The sequence below is a fragment of the Micromonospora sp. NBC_01392 genome (assembly GCF_045040125.1).
In the GTDB taxonomy this organism is placed as follows: domain Bacteria; phylum Actinomycetota; class Actinomycetes; order Mycobacteriales; family Micromonosporaceae; genus Micromonospora.
Genome location: NZ_CP109549.1, coordinates 3,754,718 through 3,772,767, shown reverse-complemented (window position 1 = coordinate 3,772,767; position 18,050 = coordinate 3,754,718). Strand labels below are relative to the sequence as shown.

Sequence of the window (18,050 nt, the reverse complement as noted above, 5' to 3'; positions counted from 1 at the left end):
TGGTCGCGGCGGGCCGCCGGCCCGCCGGGCGGGTCAGGTCGTCGGCACCCAGGCCACCGTCCGCATGGTGGTCGGGGCGGTCGCCTTCAGGCCGGTGTCGGAGACGGTCCAGAGCACCCCGTCGACCACCAGCGACCGGCGGACCGGCGTCCACTCCGCACCGTCGCCCAGCGACGGCGGATGGTCGATCGTGCCGGCCACCGTGAACCCGTCGTCGCCGACCCGCAGCGCCAGCATCCCGGTGGCCGGCGCGGCCCGGCCGGCCTCCCCGCCGGCCCGGTCGGTGACCACGCCCGGCCGGTTCACCGGCAGCACCACCAGGCGCTCCGGCGCCCAGTAGAGGAACGCGTGCGGGTCGGCCTCCGCGTCGGACCAGCCCTGCGCGACGTGGTGCCGGGCGATCCGGGTCGGCCGGGCCGGGTCGGCGACGTCGAACAGCGACACCTGGGTGCCCAGGACCTGCCCCCGGTCGGTCGCCTCCTGCCCGACCCCGAGCAACCGGCCGTCCCCGGCCGGATGCAGGTACGACGAGTACCCGTTGATCTTCAGCTCGCCGGTCACCCGGGGCGCGACCGGGTTCCGCAGGTCCACCGCGTACAGCGGGTCGGTCTGCCGGAACGTCACCGCGTAGCCGGTGGGGCCGAGGAACCGTACCGCGAAGATCCGCTCGCCCCGACCCAGCCCGGTGACCTGGCCGACCCGGGTGAGCGTCGGACCGTCGGGCCGCAGCACGTAGACGCCGGAGGTGGAGCGATCCCCGCGGCCCCACCGGTCCCCGGTGGTGGTGGCCACCCTCAGGTGGCCGTTCCACTCGGACAACGCGTACTGGTTGATCAGCCAGCCCGGCACCGAGCCGGACGCGACGTGACGCGGGGTGCGCCCCGTCAGGTCGAACTGGTAGATCTCGGTGCCGCCGTCCGCCCCGCCCGGCGACGCCGCCGACACCCGCCGGCGCTGATCGTTGGTGAGATAGAGCCGAGGACCGCTGCTGTAGACCGTGTCGCCGTCGGCCGCGACGGTCACCGGGTCACCGGTGCCGAGCGTGGACGCGCCGAGATCGAAGCTGAGCACGGTCACCATCGCGGTGCCGGAGAAGCCGGCCGGCCGGCTCACCCGGTCGCAGTCCACCCGCCCGGTGGCGGTGCGGCCGGCCTCCCGAACCTCGTACCGGGGCAGCCAGTCGTCGATCGTGGCCCGGTCGACGACGGCGCGGTTGGCGGCCGTCCGCTGCGCGTCGCTGCCCCGGCCCGGCGCGGGGAAGGCCAGCCGGGGCGTGGAGCGGACCACCACCCGGGCGCTCGCCCCGACCTGCCGCGCGTCGACCATGCTGCCGTCGATCCGGTAGTCACCGAGGATCCGCGGCGTCCCGGCGAGGTCGACCAGGACCAGCCGGGACTGCGGCCCGTCCGGGGCGAGCCGCCCCTTCGGCGCGGCGGACTTGACCACCCACCGGGCCGGGAGCAGCACCAGCGCCCGGTCGCCGTGCAGCAGCAGACTGATGTCACCTCCGCCGAACCGCTCCCCCACCGTCGGGTCGATCGCCAGCCGGCCGGTCAGCCGGCGGCTCGCCGGATCCACCACGGACAGCACGCCCCGGGTCACCGTGACGATCCGCCGGCCGTCGGTCTTGACCAGGTCCGGCTCGTCCACGCCGGCCTCGTGCACGGTGGTGCCGGAGAAACCGGCCGTGGGCGCGCTCGCCGCGTCCTTCGCGGCGGCCGGTCCGTCGCCCCGCTCGGCGGCGGCAAGCGGCACGGCGTCCCCGTCCGGTCCGACGCCCCACGGACCGACCGCCGCCCGCGTCGCGGCCCGGAGCTGCCGCAACGCCTGCTCGCAGGAGTCGAACGCGACCAACCGCAGCCCGCCGGCCGACCCGCCCCGGTCCCGGGGCGGCGGCGCGGCCGACGGTGCGGCGGTGCAGCCGGCGAGGGTCAGCGCGACGACAGTCATCCAGCCGACGGTTCGGGATCTGCCACCAGTCATGGACCCTCAGACGTGGCCACCCCGGACCCGGTTCCCGGACGCGGCGACTCAGCCCCCGGCCATCGCGCCGAGCACGATGAACGGCTCCTTGCCGACGACCACCTCCTCGGGCAGCGGCGCGTCCGGCGGCTCGTGGGACAGGTCCCGTTCGCAGGCGTAGAAGCGGACGAACGGGCGGCGCGCGCCGCTGTGCCGGTCGCGGATCGTGCCCCGCAGCATCGGGTACGCGGCCTCCAGCGCGTCGAGCACCTCGCGCTGCGTGGGCGGGCCGGCCACCTCGACGCGCACCTCGCCGCTGACGTGCGCCAGGTTCTTCAGGTGGGCCGGCAGCACGACCCGGATCACGGCAGCACCTGCACCTCGACGGAGAGCACCGGCGGCAGGTCGCGCACGATCGGCGCCCAACTGTCGCCGGCGTCCGCCGAGTGGTAGACCTGCCCGCCGGAGGTGCCGAAGTAGATCCCGCACTCGTCGAGCGTGTCGACCGCCATCGCGTCCCGCAGCACGTTGACGTAGCAGTGCGACTGCGGCAGGCCCTCGGTCAGCGGCTCCCAGTGCTCGCCGCCGGTGCGGCTGCGGTAGACCCGAAGCCGGCCGTCCGGCGGGTAGTGCAGCGAGTCGCTGGTGATCGGCACCACGTAGATCGTCTCGGGCTCGTGCGCGTGCACCGCGATCGGGAAGCCGAAATCCGACGGCAGGTTGCCGCTGACCTCGCGCCAGCTCCCACCGGCGTCGTCGGTGCGCATCACGTCCCAGTGCTTCTGCATGAACAGGGTGTCGGGGCGGGACGGATGCTGGGCCAGCCGGTGCACGCAGTGGCCGGTCTCCGAATCCTGGTCGGGGATCTCCGCCGACCGCAGCCCCTTGTTGATCGGCAGCCAGCTCGCGCCGCCGTCGTCGCTGCGGAACGCCCCCGCCGCCGAGATCGCCACGTAGATCCGGTCCCGGTGGACCGGGTCCAGGATGATCGTGTGCAGGCACATCCCGCCCGCGCCGGGCTGCCAGCCGGGACCGCTCGGGTGCTGGCGCAGCGCGGTCAGCTCGGTCCACTTCTCGCCGCCGTCGGTGGAGACGTAGAGCGCGGCGTCCTCCGCGCCCGCGTACACCGTGTCGGGGTCGTGACGGGACGGTTCGAGATGCCAGATCCGCTTGAACTCCCACGGCCTGGGCGTGCCGTCATACCAGAGGTGCTCGCCGACGTCCCCGGCGTAGGCGAAGTCGTTGCCGACCGGGTTCCAGCTCCGGCCGCCGTCGTCCGAGCGCTGGATGAGCTGCCCGAACCAGCCGCCGGACTGGGACGCGTAGAGCCGGTCCGGAGCGACCGGGGAGCCGGTCAGATGGTAGATCTCCCAGCCGCCGAAGTGCGGGCCGTCGACCGTCCAGTCGCGGCGCCGCTCGTCCGACGTCAGCAGGAACGCGCCCTTGCGCGTGCCGACAAGCACTCGAACTATGCTCATATCCTCATCCTTTGTCCGCAGGTGCAGCAGCTATGACCACGGATCGCGTCGAGACTCATCGGTGTTCTACTCCCCGCCTACGACAATCGACGGCCCCACCGGCGGCGGCAAGGACGCCGCGCCGGCCGTCCGGGTTGTCGGTGGGGGTGGTTAACCTGCGCGCGTGACCGCCCCCGGAGACGTCCCACCCGACCACCTCGACCGCCTGCGACCGGTCTGCCTCGGCCTGCCGGAGACCCGCGAGGAGCCCGCCTGGGTGGGCCTGCGCTGGCGGATCCGCACCCGCACGTTCGCCCACGCGTACACCGTCGGCCCCGACCACCCGGCCGCCGTCGCGCGGGCCACCGCGACCGACGAGCCGCTCTGCGTGCTGACGTTCCGCGCGCCCGGCGACGAGATCGCCGGGCTGCTCGCCGCCGGTCCGCCGTTCTTCGCGCCGGGCTGGGGCGCCGACGTGGTCGGGATGACGCTCGACGACACGACGGACTGGACCGAGGTCGCCGAACTGCTCACCGAGAGCTACTGCCTGCGGGCGCCGAGGAAGCTGGCCGCCCGCGTGGACCGGCCGCCGGGCTGAGTCAGCCGAGCTTCTTGCGCAGCGTCTCGAACGCCAGGTCCGGGCGACGCGGCACACCGAAGCGCTCGTCGCCGTAGGGGAACGGGCTCAACTCGCCGCTACGGGTGTAGCCGCGCCGCTCGTACCAGGCGATCAGGTCGTCGCGCTGCACGATCACGGTCATCCGCAGCTCACCGGCGTGCCAGCGCTCCCGGGCGTACCGCTCGGCCTCGGCCAGCAGCTCCCGACCCAACCCGCCGCCCTGGTGCCCGGGCGCGACCGCGAACATGCCGAAGTACGCGTGGTCGTCCCGGCGCTCCAGCTGGCAGCAGGCGACCGGCGCGCCGTCCCGCTCCGCCAGCAGCACCACGCCGGACGGGCCGGTCACCGCCGCGGCCACCATCTCCGGGTCGGTGCGCTGGCCGTCGAGCAGGTCCGCCTCGTGGGTCCACCCGGCCCGGGCCCGGTCTCCCCGGTAGGCCGACTCGATCAGGTCGACCAGGGCGGGCACGTCGGCGGGTCCTGCGGTACGGGTCGTGGTGCTGGTCATCGTGCTCTCCACGGTCGGCGCGGCGTACCCCGCCAGCGTACGCAGGCGGGTGCGCGACGCACCCGGCGGCACGGGACGGCCGGGACCGGCGCGGCGTGGTTGACTGCCGGCGTGGAGACGACCATCGGCGCGTCGGGCCGGCCGGCGACGCTCGACCTGCCGGCCGGCCCGGTCCGGGGCGGGTTGGTGGTGCTGCACGGCTCGCACGCCGACCAGCGGTCCCACTTCCTCTACCGGCACCTCGCCCGGCTGCTGCCGCCGGCCGGCGTCGCGGTGCTGCGCTACGACCGCCGCCCCCGGGTGGACGGCCGTGACGTGCCGCTCGCCGACCAGGCCGAGGACGCCGCCGCCGCGGTGACCGTGCTGCGCCGGCACGTCGGCCCGGCGCCGGTCGGGCTGTGGGGCTTCAGCCAGGGGGCCTGGGCGGCGGCGGTCACCGCCGCCGCGCACCCCGTCGACCTCCTGATCCTGGTCGGGTGCAGCGGGGTCAGCCCGGCCGTGCAGATGCGCTACGGCACCGCCGAACAGCTCCGCCGGCACGGCTACGGGCCGGCCGACGTGGCCGAGCTGACCCGGTTGCGCGAGGTCGCCGAGGGGTTCCAACGCGGCGACGTGCCCCGGCCGACCGCGCAGGCGGCGCTGACGGCCGCGCTGTCGCGGCCCTGGTTCCCGCTGGCGTTCCTCCCCCGCGAGCTGTCGGAGCGGCCGGGCACCTGGGCCGACATGGATTTCGACCCGGCGCCGGTGTTCGCCCGGCTGACCGGCCCGGTGCTGCTCTGCTACGGCGAGACCGACGGGTGGGTGCCGATCGAGGAGAGCATCGCGGTGTGGCGACGGGCGGCCCGCCACGCCGACCTGACCGTGACCCGGCTGCCCGGTTGCGACCACGCGCCCACCCTCGACGGGCGCGACGAGCTGGCCGCCGTCAGCCCGCGCTACGAGGCCGCGCTGCTCGACTGGCTCGACCGGCGGCTCCCGGCCGACCCGGCCTGACCCCGTCGGGCCTGCGCCGAAACCGCGTCGCCGCCGACCCGCGACGCGGCTACGCTGCGGGCCATGACCGCCGAGCTGCCCCCGTACGAGTTCGCCTTCCCCGGCCCGCTGCGTGACCAACTGGTCGCCGCCGTGCTGAACGGCACCAAGACCAGCACCACCGGGCTACTCCAGGACAACGAGATCGAGGGCGTGCCGCTGCCGACCGTCGGCAGTCGGTTCGCGGTGATCGACTCCGCCGGCCGACCGGTGGCCGTGATCGAGCTGGTCGAGGTCCGCGTCGCCCGGATCGGCGACGTGGACCTCGACCACGCCCGGGACGAGGGCGAGGGCTACACGTCGGTCGCCGCCTGGCGCGCCGGCCACGAGGACTACTGGCACGGCGACGACTACCGGGGGTGGCTCGGCGATCCCACGTTCACGATCGACGACGACACGCCCGCCGTGCTGGAGCGCTTCCGCCTCGTCGAGACGCTGTGACGACGCGCGCGATTCGCTCCGGGTGCGGTCGTCGTCGCGCTGAGCCCGCTCCGGGTGCAGTTGTCGTCGCGCCGGCGCCGCTCAGTCGAGCCACCACGCCTGCATGTCCGCCCCGACCGGCGTGAAGCGCAGCACGGTCACCACGACGCCGGCCACCACGCCGGCCAGCAGCAGCGCCCGCAGCCCGCGCGGCAGCGACCGCCGGTCCCGGGCCAGCAGCACCACGCCGTAGCCGGCCAACAGCGGGCTGGCCAACCCGGCGAGATAGAGCAGTGCGGTGAGGCCGTAGAGCCACATGAACGGGTTCCAACCGTGCATGCCGAACGGCACCAGATCCTTCGGGTCGTACGCGCCGGTGCGCAGCTCGGCCGGGCCCGCGTCGGCCGACACCATCCGGCCCAGCCAGAGCGCGGCGACGGTGAGGAACGCGACAACCAGCGCCACCTGCGCCACCGCGACGGTGCGCGCCAGCGGGGGACGGCCGGTCAGGGCATCGACGGACATGGGTGCACTTTAACCGGTGGCCCTCGGATGTCGGGGGCATCGACCCGGTGCAGGCTGCCTCGCGGCAGCGCCGTACGTCAGTGGGCGGGGGCCTCGGCGCGGAGGAACGCGGCAGCCCGCTGATCGAGCTTCCTCGCGTACGCGGGAAGGCGGGGCCCGAAGCTGCTGAGGCGGGTTCGGATGTTCGTCACGGCGGTGCAGGCTCGACCGGATCGGACGCCGGTCATCGCGTCCAGGGTGTGCTGCCAGTTCTCGGTCGCCTCCCGTAGCCGACCCCGGGCGCATTGCACGTCGGCGAGGTTGGCCAGGGTGAGTGCGTGGGTGCGCCGGTACGCCGTGGTGTTCCGGGTGGCGATCGACCGGCTCAGTTGGGCTTCGGCCGCCGGGAGATCGCCGAGATCCCGGAGGGCCTGGCCGGCCTGGCTGGCGAGGGATGTCTCGGTGAATCCGCTGGTCCTGATCCATGCCGGCTCGTCGTCGGGTGAGGCGGCCGCGAGCGATGCCTCGGCTGCGGTGATCGCCGCTGACGTGCGGACCTTGTCGCCCGTCGCGCCGTGCCCTCGCGCGGTGAGGATCGTGAAGAGCGCCGTTGCCGCCGGCGTTGCCCGGCCCTTCGACCATTCCAGGGACGAGTTGGCCAGTTGCAGGGCTTCCTGTGCGTGGCCGAGGTCGACGGCCTGATGTGCCATCGCCCGCAGGGTGAAACTGGCGAGCGCCCGATCGTCCGCCTCATTCGCCAGGCGCAGCGACTGCACGTAGTAGCGCTGGGCGAGCCCGTGAAGTGACGTGTCGAAAGCCTTCCAGCCGGCCAGGTAGGTCAACTCGGCAGCAGCGCTGAACATGGCCCGACGGTCGCCGTCGGAGGAGAAGCCACCGCGGAGATAGTCAGCCACGTCGGAAAGGAGGTATTGCACCACGGCGAGGCGCGCATGCCCTCCCCCGAACCGCTCGTCCGCCGTGCTGAACACGGTCAGCATGTCCCGTACGGCGTCGATCTCACCGCGACCCACGGCGATGCCTCCGCCCTGCGCCCGTCGCCCACGGTCCGCGATCTCCTGCCAGGAGTCGAGGGGGACAGCCAACGCCGCCAATGAGTAGAGCGCGGTGCGCCCGAACGCTCGTCGCTCCACGTCGGCCCTCCCGACCGTGAGAAGATCGATGACCGGCGCATGTCCGCGCCAGTCCAGGCCGCCCACCTCGGACTCAAGGCTACCGCTCTTGAGCAGTTCGAGACAGGTTGGTCGGACCACTCGGCCGAGCCGGCGGGAGATCGCCTCGGCCAGATATCGGGCACTGCTGCCACTGGGCTTCACGCCGGCAACCCAGTGCCCGACGTGGGATCGGTCGCAGGAGAACAGAGGCTGACCGTCCTCACGCGCGACGGCACGCACCGCAGCGGCGCAGGCGTCGTAGGACCACTGGCACTCCCTGATCGCCGCTCGTAGTTTCTCGTTGCGCTGCTTCGGTGACCGCGCCATTCGCTGGCCTCCCACCATGTCGGTGTTCCACACGTTCCACATGCCCGGTGGCCGGTCGGGCTACCGACCATCAGCGCAGCCCGTTCACTGTAGGTGGAACCTACGACACAGAAGGTGAGCGCAGATGGTCTCCGTGGTCGTGTCGGTCGTGTTCGGTGGGCTGGTGCCCGGGTTCCTGCTCGGGCTGCTCGCCTTCCGGGTGAAGTCCCGGTGGTGCCCGCGCTGCGGAGCGTCCACCCTGGCTGGTCACCCGCCGGCGGAGCGCGACCGGTGACCGGCCGGCGGCTGCTCGACACCGACGAGATGCCGATCGGCCGACGCGTGGCCCGCTGGCGGGTCCGCCGCCGGATGACCCAACAGATGCTCGCCGACCGGCTCGGCAAGTCGAAGAGCTGGGTCGACAAGGTCGAACGCGGCGTACGCGCGCTGGACCGCTACTCGGTGATCCAGGAGATCGCCGAGGTGCTCCGCCTGGACCCGGCGGTCCTGCTCGGCCCTCACCGGCCACCGTCGGCAGCGGAAACCCGGCTGGACGGCGTCGAGGCGGTGCGCGCCGCCCTCGCCCGCTATCACCGCCGTCCCCCCACGCCGGTGCCGGCGGACCAGGTCGCACCGCACGTCGCCCATGCCTGGCTCACGTACCAGCATGCCCACTACGCCCAACTTCTGCGCGTCCTGCCCTCCCTGCTCGACGCCGCCCACGGCCACCGCGACCTGCTGGTACCCGCCTACCGGATCACCGCTTCGGTGCTGGTCAAGCTCGGCGAACCGGACCTCGCCTGGCTCGCCGCGGACCGCGCCGTCACCGCCGCCGGCAACCCCACCCACGCCGCCACCGCCACCATCGCCGTCACCCAGGCACTGCGCGCGCTGGGTCGGCACCGCCTCGCGCTCACCGCCGCCCGTGCCGCCGCCGACACCACGACCCACGATGCGGTACGCGGAACGCTGCTGCTTCAGGCCGGCCTCGCCGCCGCCGGCTGCGGCGACCGCCGGCACGCCGACGACCTGACCGACCGCGCCGCCGCACTCGCCGACCGCTGCGCCACCGACGACGACCCGCACCACACCGCGTTCAATCCCACCACCGTACTGCTGGCCCGCTTCCTGACCGCCCTCGAAATCGGCGATAGCACCGAAGCGGTGGCTCGGCACGAGAGCGCGATCCGTGCCGGCGGATGGTCTCGGCTGCCGGTCGAGCATCGCGCCGCCCACCTCGTCGACGCCGCGCGCGCCCACCTCGGCACCGGCGATCTCACCGCTGCCGCCCGGGTGCTGGTCGAGGCCGACCGGATCGCTCCCGCCGAGGTCCGTTACCGGCCGGTCGCGCGTACCCTCGTCGCCGAGATGGCCCGGTGCGACCCGGCGGCGGCCGACGTCGCCCGGATCGCGGCCATGATCGGCCTCACCCGCTGACCCGGACCGGGTGGAATTGAGGGGCGAATTCAGGGGTTGTTTTGCCGAACCCCCTGAGCGAATGCGCATTCCTTGCCGGGCCGACAATTCCACGGCTACTTTTCTCGACGTTGCGCTCACGCACCGCCGCGAAGGAGAGCACCCGTGGACCTCACCCTGACCTTTGACAACGCGTACGCGGCGCACGCCGCGGTCGTCATGTCGACAGTCGCCGAGTCGAACCCGGGCGAGACGCTCCGGTACTGGCTGGTGGCCGCCGACGACGTGCCGGCGAGCGCCCGGAACACGCTCACCCGCATCGCCGGGCCCAACGCCACCGTGGAGTTCCTCCGGGTGGACGCCGCGCAGGTGAACCTGTCGAAGGGCAGCGACCCGCTGATGGCGTACCTGTCACCGGCGATGTACCTGCGGCTGCTGGTCCCGGCGGCGCTGCCGGCGGACGTGCGCCGGCTGCTCTACCTGGACTGCGACACGATGTGCCTGAACAGCCTCAAGCCGTTGTTCGAGGTGGACATGGGCGGGGTGCCGCTCGGCGCGGTGCGGGACCCGTTCAACCGCCGGCTGCTGGACATGGGCGGCATCCCCGGCCTGTCGAGCTACGACCACCTCGACCCGCACGCGCTCTACTTCAACTCCGGCGTGCTGCTGATCGACGTGCCGCGCTGGAAGGAGTGCGAGGTGAGCGAGGTGTCGCTGGACTACCTGCGTCGGCACGCGCACGAGTCCCGCTACCCGGACCAGGACGCGCTGAACTTCGCGGTGCACGCCAACTGGCTGCGGCTGCCGTGGCGGTGGAACGACCTGATGGCCTGGCGACGGGAGCCGGAGTTCGGCGGCAAGCTCACCGACTCGTCGATCATCCACACCGCCGGCCCGGTCAAGCCGTGGCAGCCCGGCTTCCCGCAGGGCGCCCGGCGGGACTTCTACTGGCAGCACCGGCGGCGCAGCGGCGGCGGCCTCGGGTCGACGCTGCGGCGCTGATCCTCGCGGACACGAGGAACGGCCCCGCCCGTCGGGCGGGGCCGTTCGTCGTCGTCGGGCGCCTAGGGGGCGGGCACCGCCCAGCGCAGGCCGGCCGGGTCCCGGAACACCACGCCCACCGGCGGGCCGCCACCTGTGGGTTCGAGCGTCGCGCCGGCCGCCAGCGCCCGCTGCACGAGCTGGTGCGGATCGGCCGGCGCGAGCGGCAGCGGGCCACCCGGACCGCCCGGTTCACCCGGGCCGTCGGACCACTCGCTGACCGTCAGCCGGTGGCCGTCGACCACCAGTTCGGCGTGCAGGACGCGCCCGTCCAGCAGACACTCCCGCTGCACCGGCACCGCCTCGAAGACCGCCGCGTAGAACGCGGTCACCGTGGCGACGTCGGTCACCGTCAGGTGCGCACCGTTGCGCGAATCCCCGACGCCCATCGCGTTACCGCCTCTCGTTCACTCCGCGATACGGGTTCGGCCGGTCCAGCGGAAGACCGCCGGCGTGCCGTCGACGACGCCGGCCGGATCCCGCTCGAAGTGCTCGTAGCCCCCGTAGTGCCGTACCTTGATCTTGGATTCCACCGGGGACACCCGGTGGTTGCGCAGCTCGACCGGCAACGTCGCCGGCCCGCCCTCCAGCACCGCCTCGACGATGCCGGTGGCGTCCGTGCCTATCTGGTGGGCCGCCAGCGGCCAGGCGGTCCGGTCGTCACCGTTGACGAAGGACGTCGCCGTCCGGACGGCCGGGGCGGGATCGGAAGAAGCTGTCATGGCACGACCTCCGTCGTTCGTGTTCCGCCTCGCCGTGCGCGCGCCGCGGGCGCCGCGCACGAGCGCGGGGCGGATCGCCGCCGGTTCCGCCGGAGCGGACCGTGCGGCGATCTCCCGTGCGACTCGAACGTAATCCAGATCACACCGCCGACGTACCCTTAGCCGCCCCCTAGCGGGGGCCGGCGGGCCCTACTCCCAGCGGAACAGGCGGGTGGCGAGCAGGCAGCCCAGGATGGCGGTGCCGGCCAGCACGAGCAGCTGCGACACGGACGGGCTCTGCCCGGCCCACGCGGCGGAAAGGGTGTCCACGGTGGCGCCCAGCGGCGAGTATTCCCCGATGCGGGCCAGCACGGTGGGCATCTGGTCGCGGGGCAGCCAGGCCCCGGCCAGGAACAGCAGCGGGAAGAACAGCGTCGGCCCGATGGACTGCGCCGACCGCGCCGACGGGGCGAGCGCGGCGATGAGCAGGCCGATCGCGAACAGGCAGGCCACCCCGAGCAGGAAGGCCAGCACGAACCCGGGCACGTTGGCGGGCGCGGGCTGGTCCAGCAGGAAACGTACGCCGACCGCGGTGACCACCGCGCCGGCCACGCCCATGGCCAGGTTGACCACCACCTGGGCGATGAGCAGCAACGCCGGGCTGACCGGGGTGGTGGCCAGCCGGCGCAGCACCTTGCGTTCCCGGTAGATGCCCAGCGCCATCGGCAGCGTGAACAGCGCCAGCATCCCGATCGTCAGGGAGAGCGCGATGGACGGCAGGAACGTCTGCTCGCCGTGCTGCCCCGGGGTCGCCGCCTGGGGGGCCCCGCGCTGCGGCAGGCCGAACACCAGCATCAGGCCGAGCGGCAGCGCGAAGACGAAGAACAGCGAGACCGGCTCCCGCAGGAACAGCTTGGCCTCGATGGCGACGAGCTTGGACAGGGCGTTCACGATGACCTTCCGTCGAGCGCCGGCGGGGTGGCCGGGTGGCCGGTGAGGGAGACGAACGCGTCGTCCAGCGTGGGCTGCTCGACCCGGAGGCCGGCGTAGCGGATCTTGCGCTCGGTCAGCGCCGACAGCACCGCCTGGAGCACCTCCTCGGGGCCGGTGACGGTGACCTCGTCGCCGTCCCGGCGCACGGAGCTGACCTCGGGCAGCGCGGACAGCAGCGCGTCGTCGAGGTGGTCGAGCGCGCGGAAGTGCACCCGGTGCTCGGCGTCCACCCGGGACATCAGCCCGGCCGGCGTGTCGATGGCGACCACCCGACCGGCGTCGATGAGCGCGAGCCGGTCGCAGAGCCGCTCGGCCTCGGCCATGAAGTGGGTGACCAGCACGACCGTCACGCCCCGGTCGCGGATCCGCTCGACCAGGTCCCAGGTGTCGCGCCGGCCCTTCGGGTCCAGCCCGGTGGTCAGCTCGTCGAGGATGGCGATCTCGGGGCGGCCGACCAGCGCCAGCGCCACCGACAGGCGCTGCTTCTGGCCGCCGGAGAGCTTGTGGAACGCGGTGTTGCGCTGCTCGGCCAGCCCGAGGTCGGCCAACAGCTCGTCGATGTCGGCGCGGTTGCGGTAGAAGGAACGGTAGAGGTCGAGCGCCTCCCGTACCCGCAGCTTGTCGGGGAGCTGGCTCTCCTGGAGCTGGGCGCCGACCCGCTGGCGCACCTCGGTGCGGTCCCGGATCGGGTCGAGCCCGAGCACCCGCACCGTGCCGCCGTCGGCGCGACGCAGGCCCTGCACGCACTCCACGGTGGTGGTCTTGCCGGCGCCGTTGCGGCCGAGCACCCCGAAGATCTCGCCCTGCTCCACGCTGAACGAGACGTCGTCGACCGCCACCTTGTCGCCGTACCTCTTGTGCAGGTGCTCGACTTCGATGACCGGCATCTGGCGGGATCCTCCGTCGCGTACGGGTGCCGCCGGCGAGTCGCGGCGTCGGGTGAGGGCGGGGGCGACCCGCGCGGCGGGCCGACGCCGCCCATCATCCGGGCAACCGAGACGCGGTTCAACCCATCGGCCGATGAATCGGGGGTGTACGGCCCGCCGCCAGGGGTGTCGGACGGTCACCCGGCGTGTCGGCGGACCCGGTGGCGGCAGGGGGTGGCCGGCCCCGGGGCGGCCCGGTTACGGTCGGTGCGCCGCCGCCGGCGGCGAATCGCGAGAGGGGCGCCCGTGCCGCTGCTGAGCTGGCTCGACCGGTCCACCGACGAGCGACCGGACGCGATCCGGGTCGACGACCGGGCACTGTCCTGGGTGGAGTTGCGCCGGGCGTCCGCCGCGGTCGCCGACGACCTGCGCGGGGTCCGCCGGGTCGCGGTGCCCGCCACGTCGAGCCTGGAGACCGTGGTCGGCGTGGTCGGCGGCCTGCTGGCCGGCGCGGCGGTGGTGCCGGTGCCGCCGGACGCCGGGCCGGTGGAGCGCGACCACGTGCTGCGCGACTCCGCCGCCGAGGTGCTGCTGACGACGCCCGGGACGCCGGCCGTCGACGGTCCCGCCGGGCCGCCGGCCCTGCCGGTGGACCTGACCCGCCGCTCGGACACCCGGCATCCCGAGCCGGACGCGGCGACCACCGCGCTGATCCTCTACACCAGCGGCACCACGGGCGCGCCGAAGGGCGCGGTGCTGTCCCGCCGCGCGGTCGCCGCCTGCCTGGACGGGCTCGCCGACGCCTGGGCCTGGACGCCGGACGACGTGCTGGCGCACGGCCTGCCGCTGTTCCACGTGCACGGGCTGGTGCTCGGCGTGCTCGGCCCGCTGCGGATCGGCGGCCGGCTGCACCACGTCGGCCGGCCCCGCCCCGACCGGTACGCGGCCGCCGCCGGCTCGCTCTACTTCGGCGTACCGACGATCTGGTCGCGGATCGCGGCGGAGCCGGCGGCGGCGCGGGCGCTGCGTGGCGCCCGGCTGCTGGTGTCCGGCAGCGCCGCGCTCCCCGAGCCGGTCTTCACCGCGCTCACCGAGCTGACCGGCCACCGCCCGGTCGAACGGTACGGGATGACCGAGACCCTGATCACGGTGAGCGCCCGGGCGGACGGGCCCCGACGGCCGGGCACGGTGGGGGTGCCGCTGCCCGGCGTGCGCACCCGGGTGGTCGACGAGCGGGGCACGCCGCTGCCCGCCGACGGGGAGACCATGGGCGAACTCCAGGTTCGCGGCGACACGCTCTTCGACGGTTACCTGAACCGGCCGGACGCCGACGCGGCGGCCCGGACCGCGGACGGTTGGTTCCGCACCGGTGACGTGGCGACGGTCGGCCCGGACGGTGCCCACCGGATCGTCGGCCGGGCCGCCACCGACCTGATCAAGAGCGGTGGGTACCGGATCGGCGCGGGTGAGGTGGAGGACGCGTTGCTGGCGCATCCCGGGGTCCGGGAGGCGGCGGTGGTCGGCACCCCGCACCCGGATCTGGGCCAGCAGGTCACCGCGTACGTGGTCGGGGACGGGCTGGGCGAGGCCGAGCTGATCGACTTCGTGGCCCGGCAGCTCTCCGTGCACAAGCGGCCCCGGCAGGTGCGGCTGGTCGACGCGCTGCCCCGCAACGCCATGGGCAAGGTGCAGAAGAGCCGGCTGACCTAGCGTCGCGGCGCCGCCGGGACGGTGACGGCGGTGAGCACCAGGCCCCGCTCCACCAGGAACCGGCCGTCGAACGCGGTCAGCTCCACGCCGCCGAGTCGCGGGCCGGGCACCAGCAGCCGGGCGGTGAACGTGCCGGCCGGGTCGACCGTGATGTCCGCCTCGGCGAAGTCCAGCCAGCGGCCGGTCAGCGGGAACCAGGCCTTGTAGACCGACTCCTTCGCGCTGAACAGCAGCCGGTCCCAGCAGGTCCCGGGGTGGGCGGCGGTGAGCGCGGCGGTCCGGGTGCGTTCGGCGGGCAGCGCGATCGCGTCCAGCACCCCGTCGGGCAGCGGCGCGTGCGGTTCGGCGTCCACGCCGACGCTGTCGACCGTCGCGGCGCGGGCGAGGGCGGCGCCGCGGTAGCCGTCGCAGTGGGTCATGCTGCCGACGACGCCGGCCGGCCAGCCGGGCGCGCCCCGCACGCCGGGCAGGATCGCCGCCGGCGGCAGGCCCAGCCGGGCCAGCGCCCGGCGGGCGCAGTGCCGGACGGTGGTGAACTCCTGACGGCGCTTCGCCACCGAGTTCGCGACGACGTGCTCCTCGGCCGGGTGCAGGCGCAGCCCGACCGGGTCGGTGAAGCACTCCTCCACCACCACGGCCGGCGGCAGGATCCGCTCGATCACGCCCCGGATGGTAGGGCGTGTCCGCCGGTTCGTCCGACCCGCGGCCGGTGGTCAGGGGTCGCGTACGGGGTGCTGTCCGCTCCGCCGGATCAGCAGCGACTTGCGGACCCGGCCCTGCGCGCCGCGGGGCAGCTCGTCGACGAAGTGCACCCGGCGGGGCCGGGCCGCGGCCGAGAGCAGCCGGCCGACGTGGTCGATGAGCGTCTGGGCGGTGAGCCCGGCCGCCGCGACGACGTACGCGACGACCTGCTCGCCGAGCGTGCGGTGCGGCGCGCCGACCACCGCCACGTCGTGCACGCCGGGGTGGGTGAGCAGCACCTCCTCGACCTGCCGGGTCGGCACCGGCCGGCCGCCGCAGCGCACCACGCCGATGCCCTCCGGGCCGAGGATGCGGTGCCGTCCGGCCGGGTCCACGGTGGCCAGGTCGCCGGTGGGGTGCCAGCCGTCGACCGGTGGCGCCGACCCGGGCCGGTCGGCGTACCCGCTGAACATCGTCGGGCTCCGGACGCTCAGCTCACCGACCGCGTCACCGTCGGCGGCCACCGGCCGGCCGGCGTGGTCCAGCACCCGGGTCTGCACGCCGGGCAGCGTGGTGACCGGGGCGCCGGCCGGACCGGTGAGCACGATCAGCGTCTCCGTGGTGCCGTACCCCTCCACCGGATGATGGGAGGTCAGCAGCCGCAGCCGCTCGCCCACGGCGGGCGCCAGCGGGGCGTCGCCGGAGACCAGCATGCGCGCCCGGGACAGCGTCCGGGCCCGGGGCGCGTCCCGGGCGATGCGCGCCCACTGCCCGGGCAGCGCCAGGTAGATGGTGCCGGCCGGGCCGGCGGTGGCGTGCCGGTCGAGGTGGACGAAACGGCTGCCCACCCGGAGCGCGCCGAGCAGCCCGACCACCAGCCCGTACGCCCGGAACAGCGGCGCGCCCTGGACGAGCACGTCCTCGGCGCTCCACCGCCAGGCGGCGGCGAGCAGGTCCAGGTCGGCCGCGATGGCCCGGTGCGAGATGCGGACGCCGCGGGAGAGCCCGCCGACGCCGCCGGTGTAGAGGATCACCGCGTCGCTGGCCGGCAGCGGGTCCGGGTGCGTGGCCCAGGACCGCTCCCGCAGGTCCACCGGGACGATCGGCAGGGTGGTGTCGGCGGTGGTGGTGGGGCCGAGCAACACGTCGGCGCGGGACTCGCGCAGGATGCGGTGCCGCTCGTCCGCCTCGACGCCGGGCGGCAACGGCACCACCGGCACGCCGGCCTGGACGGCGCCGACGATCCCGACCATGGTCTCCAGGCTCGGGCCGGCCTCGACCGCGACCGCCCGGGCGCCCAGGATCCGGCCGGTGACCGCGTTCGCGCAGCCCAGCAGCGCCTCGGCGGAGAGCGTCCGGCCGGCGACCCGGAGCGCGTCGCAACGGTCCGCCCCGGACCCGAGCAGCCCGGGCAGGAGCGTCATCGAACCGGGGCCCGGTATCTCGGCGGTGGTTGGCAGATCACGCGCGAACCCTTCACGTCCCGGGCGCGCGGCCCGTGGCCGATCCCCCCGTCGTGCGGCGGATTGTCATCCGCCGACCATGGCGGACAGTCCGAAATTAGGCGGCGGACGGGCGGCGGACAACCCCTACCCCGCATGGGCGACGACGCGTCCGGTCGCGGTGTCACCGCCCGGAGCGGCAGGTGGGGGGTGGGCGGAGCGCCCCGGATGAAAGTCATTCGCGTTGATCGGTCGACGGTGTGCGGCGTCCGCGGGTGCGAACGGAATCGGGCCGTCGAATCGCGCCCGGCACTCCACCGCGCCATCCACCAGGGCCGGGAAATAACGATTCCTATTTCATTCCGGGGCAGTTACCGACGGGGTCGCTTTCTTTACCACCGTCGTTCCGTGGACCGATGCGCCGCGAATTTCTTGTTTAACAACAAGTTGCGGCAAAGGGCTTCCAGACGGACTGAAACGGGCAAGTTGGGCGAGGGTCGAAAGTGCGACGACGGTTGCCGGAATCGGCAACCACCGGGGCGAGAAACGGTCAAAGCGCCGGCGACCCGGGCCGGACGCACCGGCCGGAGCGACCGGCGACGACGCCGGCCCGCGGCATGCGGGCCGACCGGCCGGCATCGAGCCGCCGTCCGTCACACCCCGGCGGGCGCGCTCGCCCGTCCGGCCAACAGGTGAACAGCGAGAACGCTCTCACGCCGCGTGGCGGGGGCCCCCGCGCGACCCAGGCCGCCGTGCCGACGGCCGGAGCCGGCCGACCGGCCGCCGCGGCCACCCCCCGAGGGCGGCCGTCCGTTCTCCACGCGCATTAGCGGCAAGGGTGGAAAACGTTACCAACCGCCCTGTCGGACCTCCTGCGTCACGTTCCGGAAGAACCGGATGACTTTCCGCTGTCGGACCGCCCGGGTCGCCCTCGTCGACCCCCGACGCGGCGATGCCATGTTTGCTCATCCTTTACATCCTTCGACTTGCCGCCCAATTGCCGGGCTGACATACTCCACCCCATGAATCGGGATCGATAGAGGCGGACCGCGTCGATCCGCCCAAATTGCGGGACCGCAGGTGACGGCGGATTTTCGACGCGCTAGACCAGGCGCGACGTTCGATGAAACGCCCACGTCGTACCATCGTTGTCGGTATTCGCCAATTGGAATGGGTCAAGGATTTGTGGGTCTCTGACTGCAACGGGTGTCACCGGAGAC

At 74.0% G+C, this 18,050-nt stretch carries 19 protein-coding genes; 7 read left to right on the top strand and 12 right to left on the bottom strand.

The window, feature by feature from the left end:
* Positions 1-33: 33 nt before the first annotated feature.
* Genes OG767_RS16260 through OG767_RS16250 form a run of 3 tightly spaced genes read right to left on the bottom strand, consistent with a single transcriptional unit; the run spans position 34 to position 3,440 of the window.
* Complete coding sequence (locus OG767_RS16260; protein WP_405089317.1) at positions 34-1,983, bottom strand: beta-propeller domain-containing protein; 1,950 nt, start codon at positions 1,981-1,983, stop codon at positions 34-36.
* Positions 1,984-2,031: 48 nt separating this feature from the next.
* Positions 2,032-2,328: a MoaD/ThiS family protein gene (locus tag OG767_RS16255; protein WP_405089316.1), complete on the bottom strand. Its 297-nt coding sequence runs from the start codon at positions 2,326-2,328 to the stop codon at positions 2,032-2,034.
* Positions 2,325-3,440, bottom strand: coding sequence for a WD40/YVTN/BNR-like repeat-containing protein (locus OG767_RS16250; protein ID WP_405089315.1), 1,116 nt, complete (start codon positions 3,438-3,440; stop codon positions 2,325-2,327). Before OG767_RS16250 ends, OG767_RS16255 begins: the two co-directional genes overlap by 4 nt.
* Before the next feature lie 163 nt (positions 3,441-3,603).
* Between OG767_RS16250 and OG767_RS16245 the strand changes: the two genes are divergently transcribed.
* A complete protein-coding gene (locus OG767_RS16245; protein WP_405089314.1) occupies positions 3,604-4,017 on the top strand; it encodes an MmcQ/YjbR family DNA-binding protein in 414 nt (137 codons plus the stop codon).
* 1 nt (position 4,018) lies between these two features.
* Here OG767_RS16245 and OG767_RS16240 read toward each other — a convergent pair whose 3' ends face one another.
* Complete coding sequence (locus tag OG767_RS16240) at positions 4,019-4,546, bottom strand: GNAT family N-acetyltransferase (protein WP_405089313.1); 528 nt, start codon at positions 4,544-4,546, stop codon at positions 4,019-4,021.
* A gap of 111 nt (positions 4,547-4,657) precedes the next feature.
* Here OG767_RS16240 and OG767_RS16235 point away from each other — a divergent pair, with 111 nt between their 5' ends.
* Positions 4,658-5,539 carry an alpha/beta hydrolase family protein gene (locus tag OG767_RS16235; RefSeq protein WP_405089312.1) on the top strand — a complete coding sequence of 294 codons (882 nt, stop codon included), beginning with the start codon at positions 4,658-4,660 and terminating at the stop codon, positions 5,537-5,539.
* A 63-nt stretch (positions 5,540-5,602) separates the two neighbouring features.
* Positions 5,603-6,019: an ASCH domain-containing protein gene (locus tag OG767_RS16230; protein WP_405089311.1), complete on the top strand. Its 417-nt coding sequence runs from the start codon at positions 5,603-5,605 to the stop codon at positions 6,017-6,019.
* An 81-nt stretch (positions 6,020-6,100) separates the two neighbouring features.
* On the opposite strand, the gene OG767_RS16225 is transcribed toward OG767_RS16230, so the two are convergent.
* Positions 6,101-6,523, bottom strand: coding sequence for a hypothetical protein (locus OG767_RS16225; protein ID WP_405089310.1), 423 nt, complete (start codon positions 6,521-6,523; stop codon positions 6,101-6,103).
* Positions 6,524-6,600: 77 nt separating this feature from the next.
* Complete coding sequence (locus OG767_RS16220) at positions 6,601-8,034, bottom strand: Tat pathway signal protein (RefSeq protein ID WP_405089309.1); 1,434 nt, start codon at positions 8,032-8,034, stop codon at positions 6,601-6,603.
* Between the two features lie 91 nt (positions 8,035-8,125).
* On the opposite strand from OG767_RS16220, the gene OG767_RS16215 reads away from it, so the two are divergent.
* The 3 genes from OG767_RS16215 (at position 8,126) to OG767_RS16205 (ending at position 10,398) form a co-directional block, all read left to right on the top strand.
* On the top strand, positions 8,126-8,275 hold the full coding sequence (locus OG767_RS16215) for a hypothetical protein (protein ID WP_405089308.1): 150 nt from the start codon (positions 8,126-8,128) through the stop codon (positions 8,273-8,275).
* The gene (locus OG767_RS16210) at positions 8,272-9,417 is read left to right on the top strand and encodes a helix-turn-helix domain-containing protein (protein ID WP_405089307.1); all 1,146 of its coding nucleotides are present in this window, start codon (positions 8,272-8,274) and stop codon (positions 9,415-9,417) included. The genes OG767_RS16215 and OG767_RS16210 overlap by 4 nt, the downstream gene beginning before the upstream one ends.
* 144 nt (positions 9,418-9,561) lie before the next feature.
* Positions 9,562-10,398 carry a glycosyltransferase family 8 protein gene (locus OG767_RS16205; protein WP_405089306.1) on the top strand — a complete coding sequence of 279 codons (837 nt, stop codon included), beginning with the start codon at positions 9,562-9,564 and terminating at the stop codon, positions 10,396-10,398.
* A gap of 62 nt (positions 10,399-10,460) precedes the next feature.
* On the opposite strand, the gene OG767_RS16200 is transcribed toward OG767_RS16205, so the two are convergent.
* The 4 genes from OG767_RS16200 to OG767_RS16185 all read right to left on the bottom strand — a co-directional run bounded on the left by OG767_RS16200 (position 10,461) and on the right by OG767_RS16185 (position 13,018).
* Positions 10,461-10,826 carry a VOC family protein gene (locus OG767_RS16200; RefSeq protein WP_405089305.1) on the bottom strand — a complete coding sequence of 122 codons (366 nt, stop codon included), beginning with the start codon at positions 10,824-10,826 and terminating at the stop codon, positions 10,461-10,463.
* An 18-nt stretch (positions 10,827-10,844) separates the two neighbouring features.
* Positions 10,845-11,159 (bottom strand): DUF5988 family protein, encoded by a 315-nt coding sequence (locus OG767_RS16195; RefSeq protein WP_396769833.1) that lies wholly within the window; start codon positions 11,157-11,159, stop codon positions 10,845-10,847.
* 189 nt (positions 11,160-11,348) lie between these two features.
* The gene (locus OG767_RS16190; protein WP_405089304.1) at positions 11,349-12,089 is read right to left on the bottom strand and encodes an ABC transporter permease; all 741 of its coding nucleotides are present in this window, start codon (positions 12,087-12,089) and stop codon (positions 11,349-11,351) included.
* Positions 12,086-13,018 carry an ATP-binding cassette domain-containing protein gene (locus tag OG767_RS16185; RefSeq protein WP_405089303.1) on the bottom strand — a complete coding sequence of 311 codons (933 nt, stop codon included), beginning with the start codon at positions 13,016-13,018 and terminating at the stop codon, positions 12,086-12,088. The genes OG767_RS16190 and OG767_RS16185 overlap by 4 nt, the downstream gene beginning before the upstream one ends.
* Before the next feature lie 285 nt (positions 13,019-13,303).
* Here OG767_RS16185 and OG767_RS16180 point away from each other — a divergent pair, with 285 nt between their 5' ends.
* Positions 13,304-14,707 carry an acyl-CoA synthetase gene (locus tag OG767_RS16180; protein WP_405089302.1) on the top strand — a complete coding sequence of 468 codons (1,404 nt, stop codon included), beginning with the start codon at positions 13,304-13,306 and terminating at the stop codon, positions 14,705-14,707.
* Here OG767_RS16180 and OG767_RS16175 read toward each other — a convergent pair.
* Both OG767_RS16175 and OG767_RS16170 read right to left on the bottom strand, forming a co-directional pair.
* Positions 14,704-15,369: a 4'-phosphopantetheinyl transferase gene (locus tag OG767_RS16175; protein WP_405089301.1), complete on the bottom strand. Its 666-nt coding sequence runs from the start codon at positions 15,367-15,369 to the stop codon at positions 14,704-14,706. The genes OG767_RS16180 and OG767_RS16175 overlap by 4 nt on opposite strands.
* A gap of 51 nt (positions 15,370-15,420) precedes the next feature.
* A complete protein-coding gene (locus OG767_RS16170) occupies positions 15,421-16,812 on the bottom strand; it encodes an AMP-binding protein (protein WP_405089300.1) in 1,392 nt (463 codons plus the stop codon).
* Positions 16,813-18,050 lie beyond the last annotated feature (1,238 nt).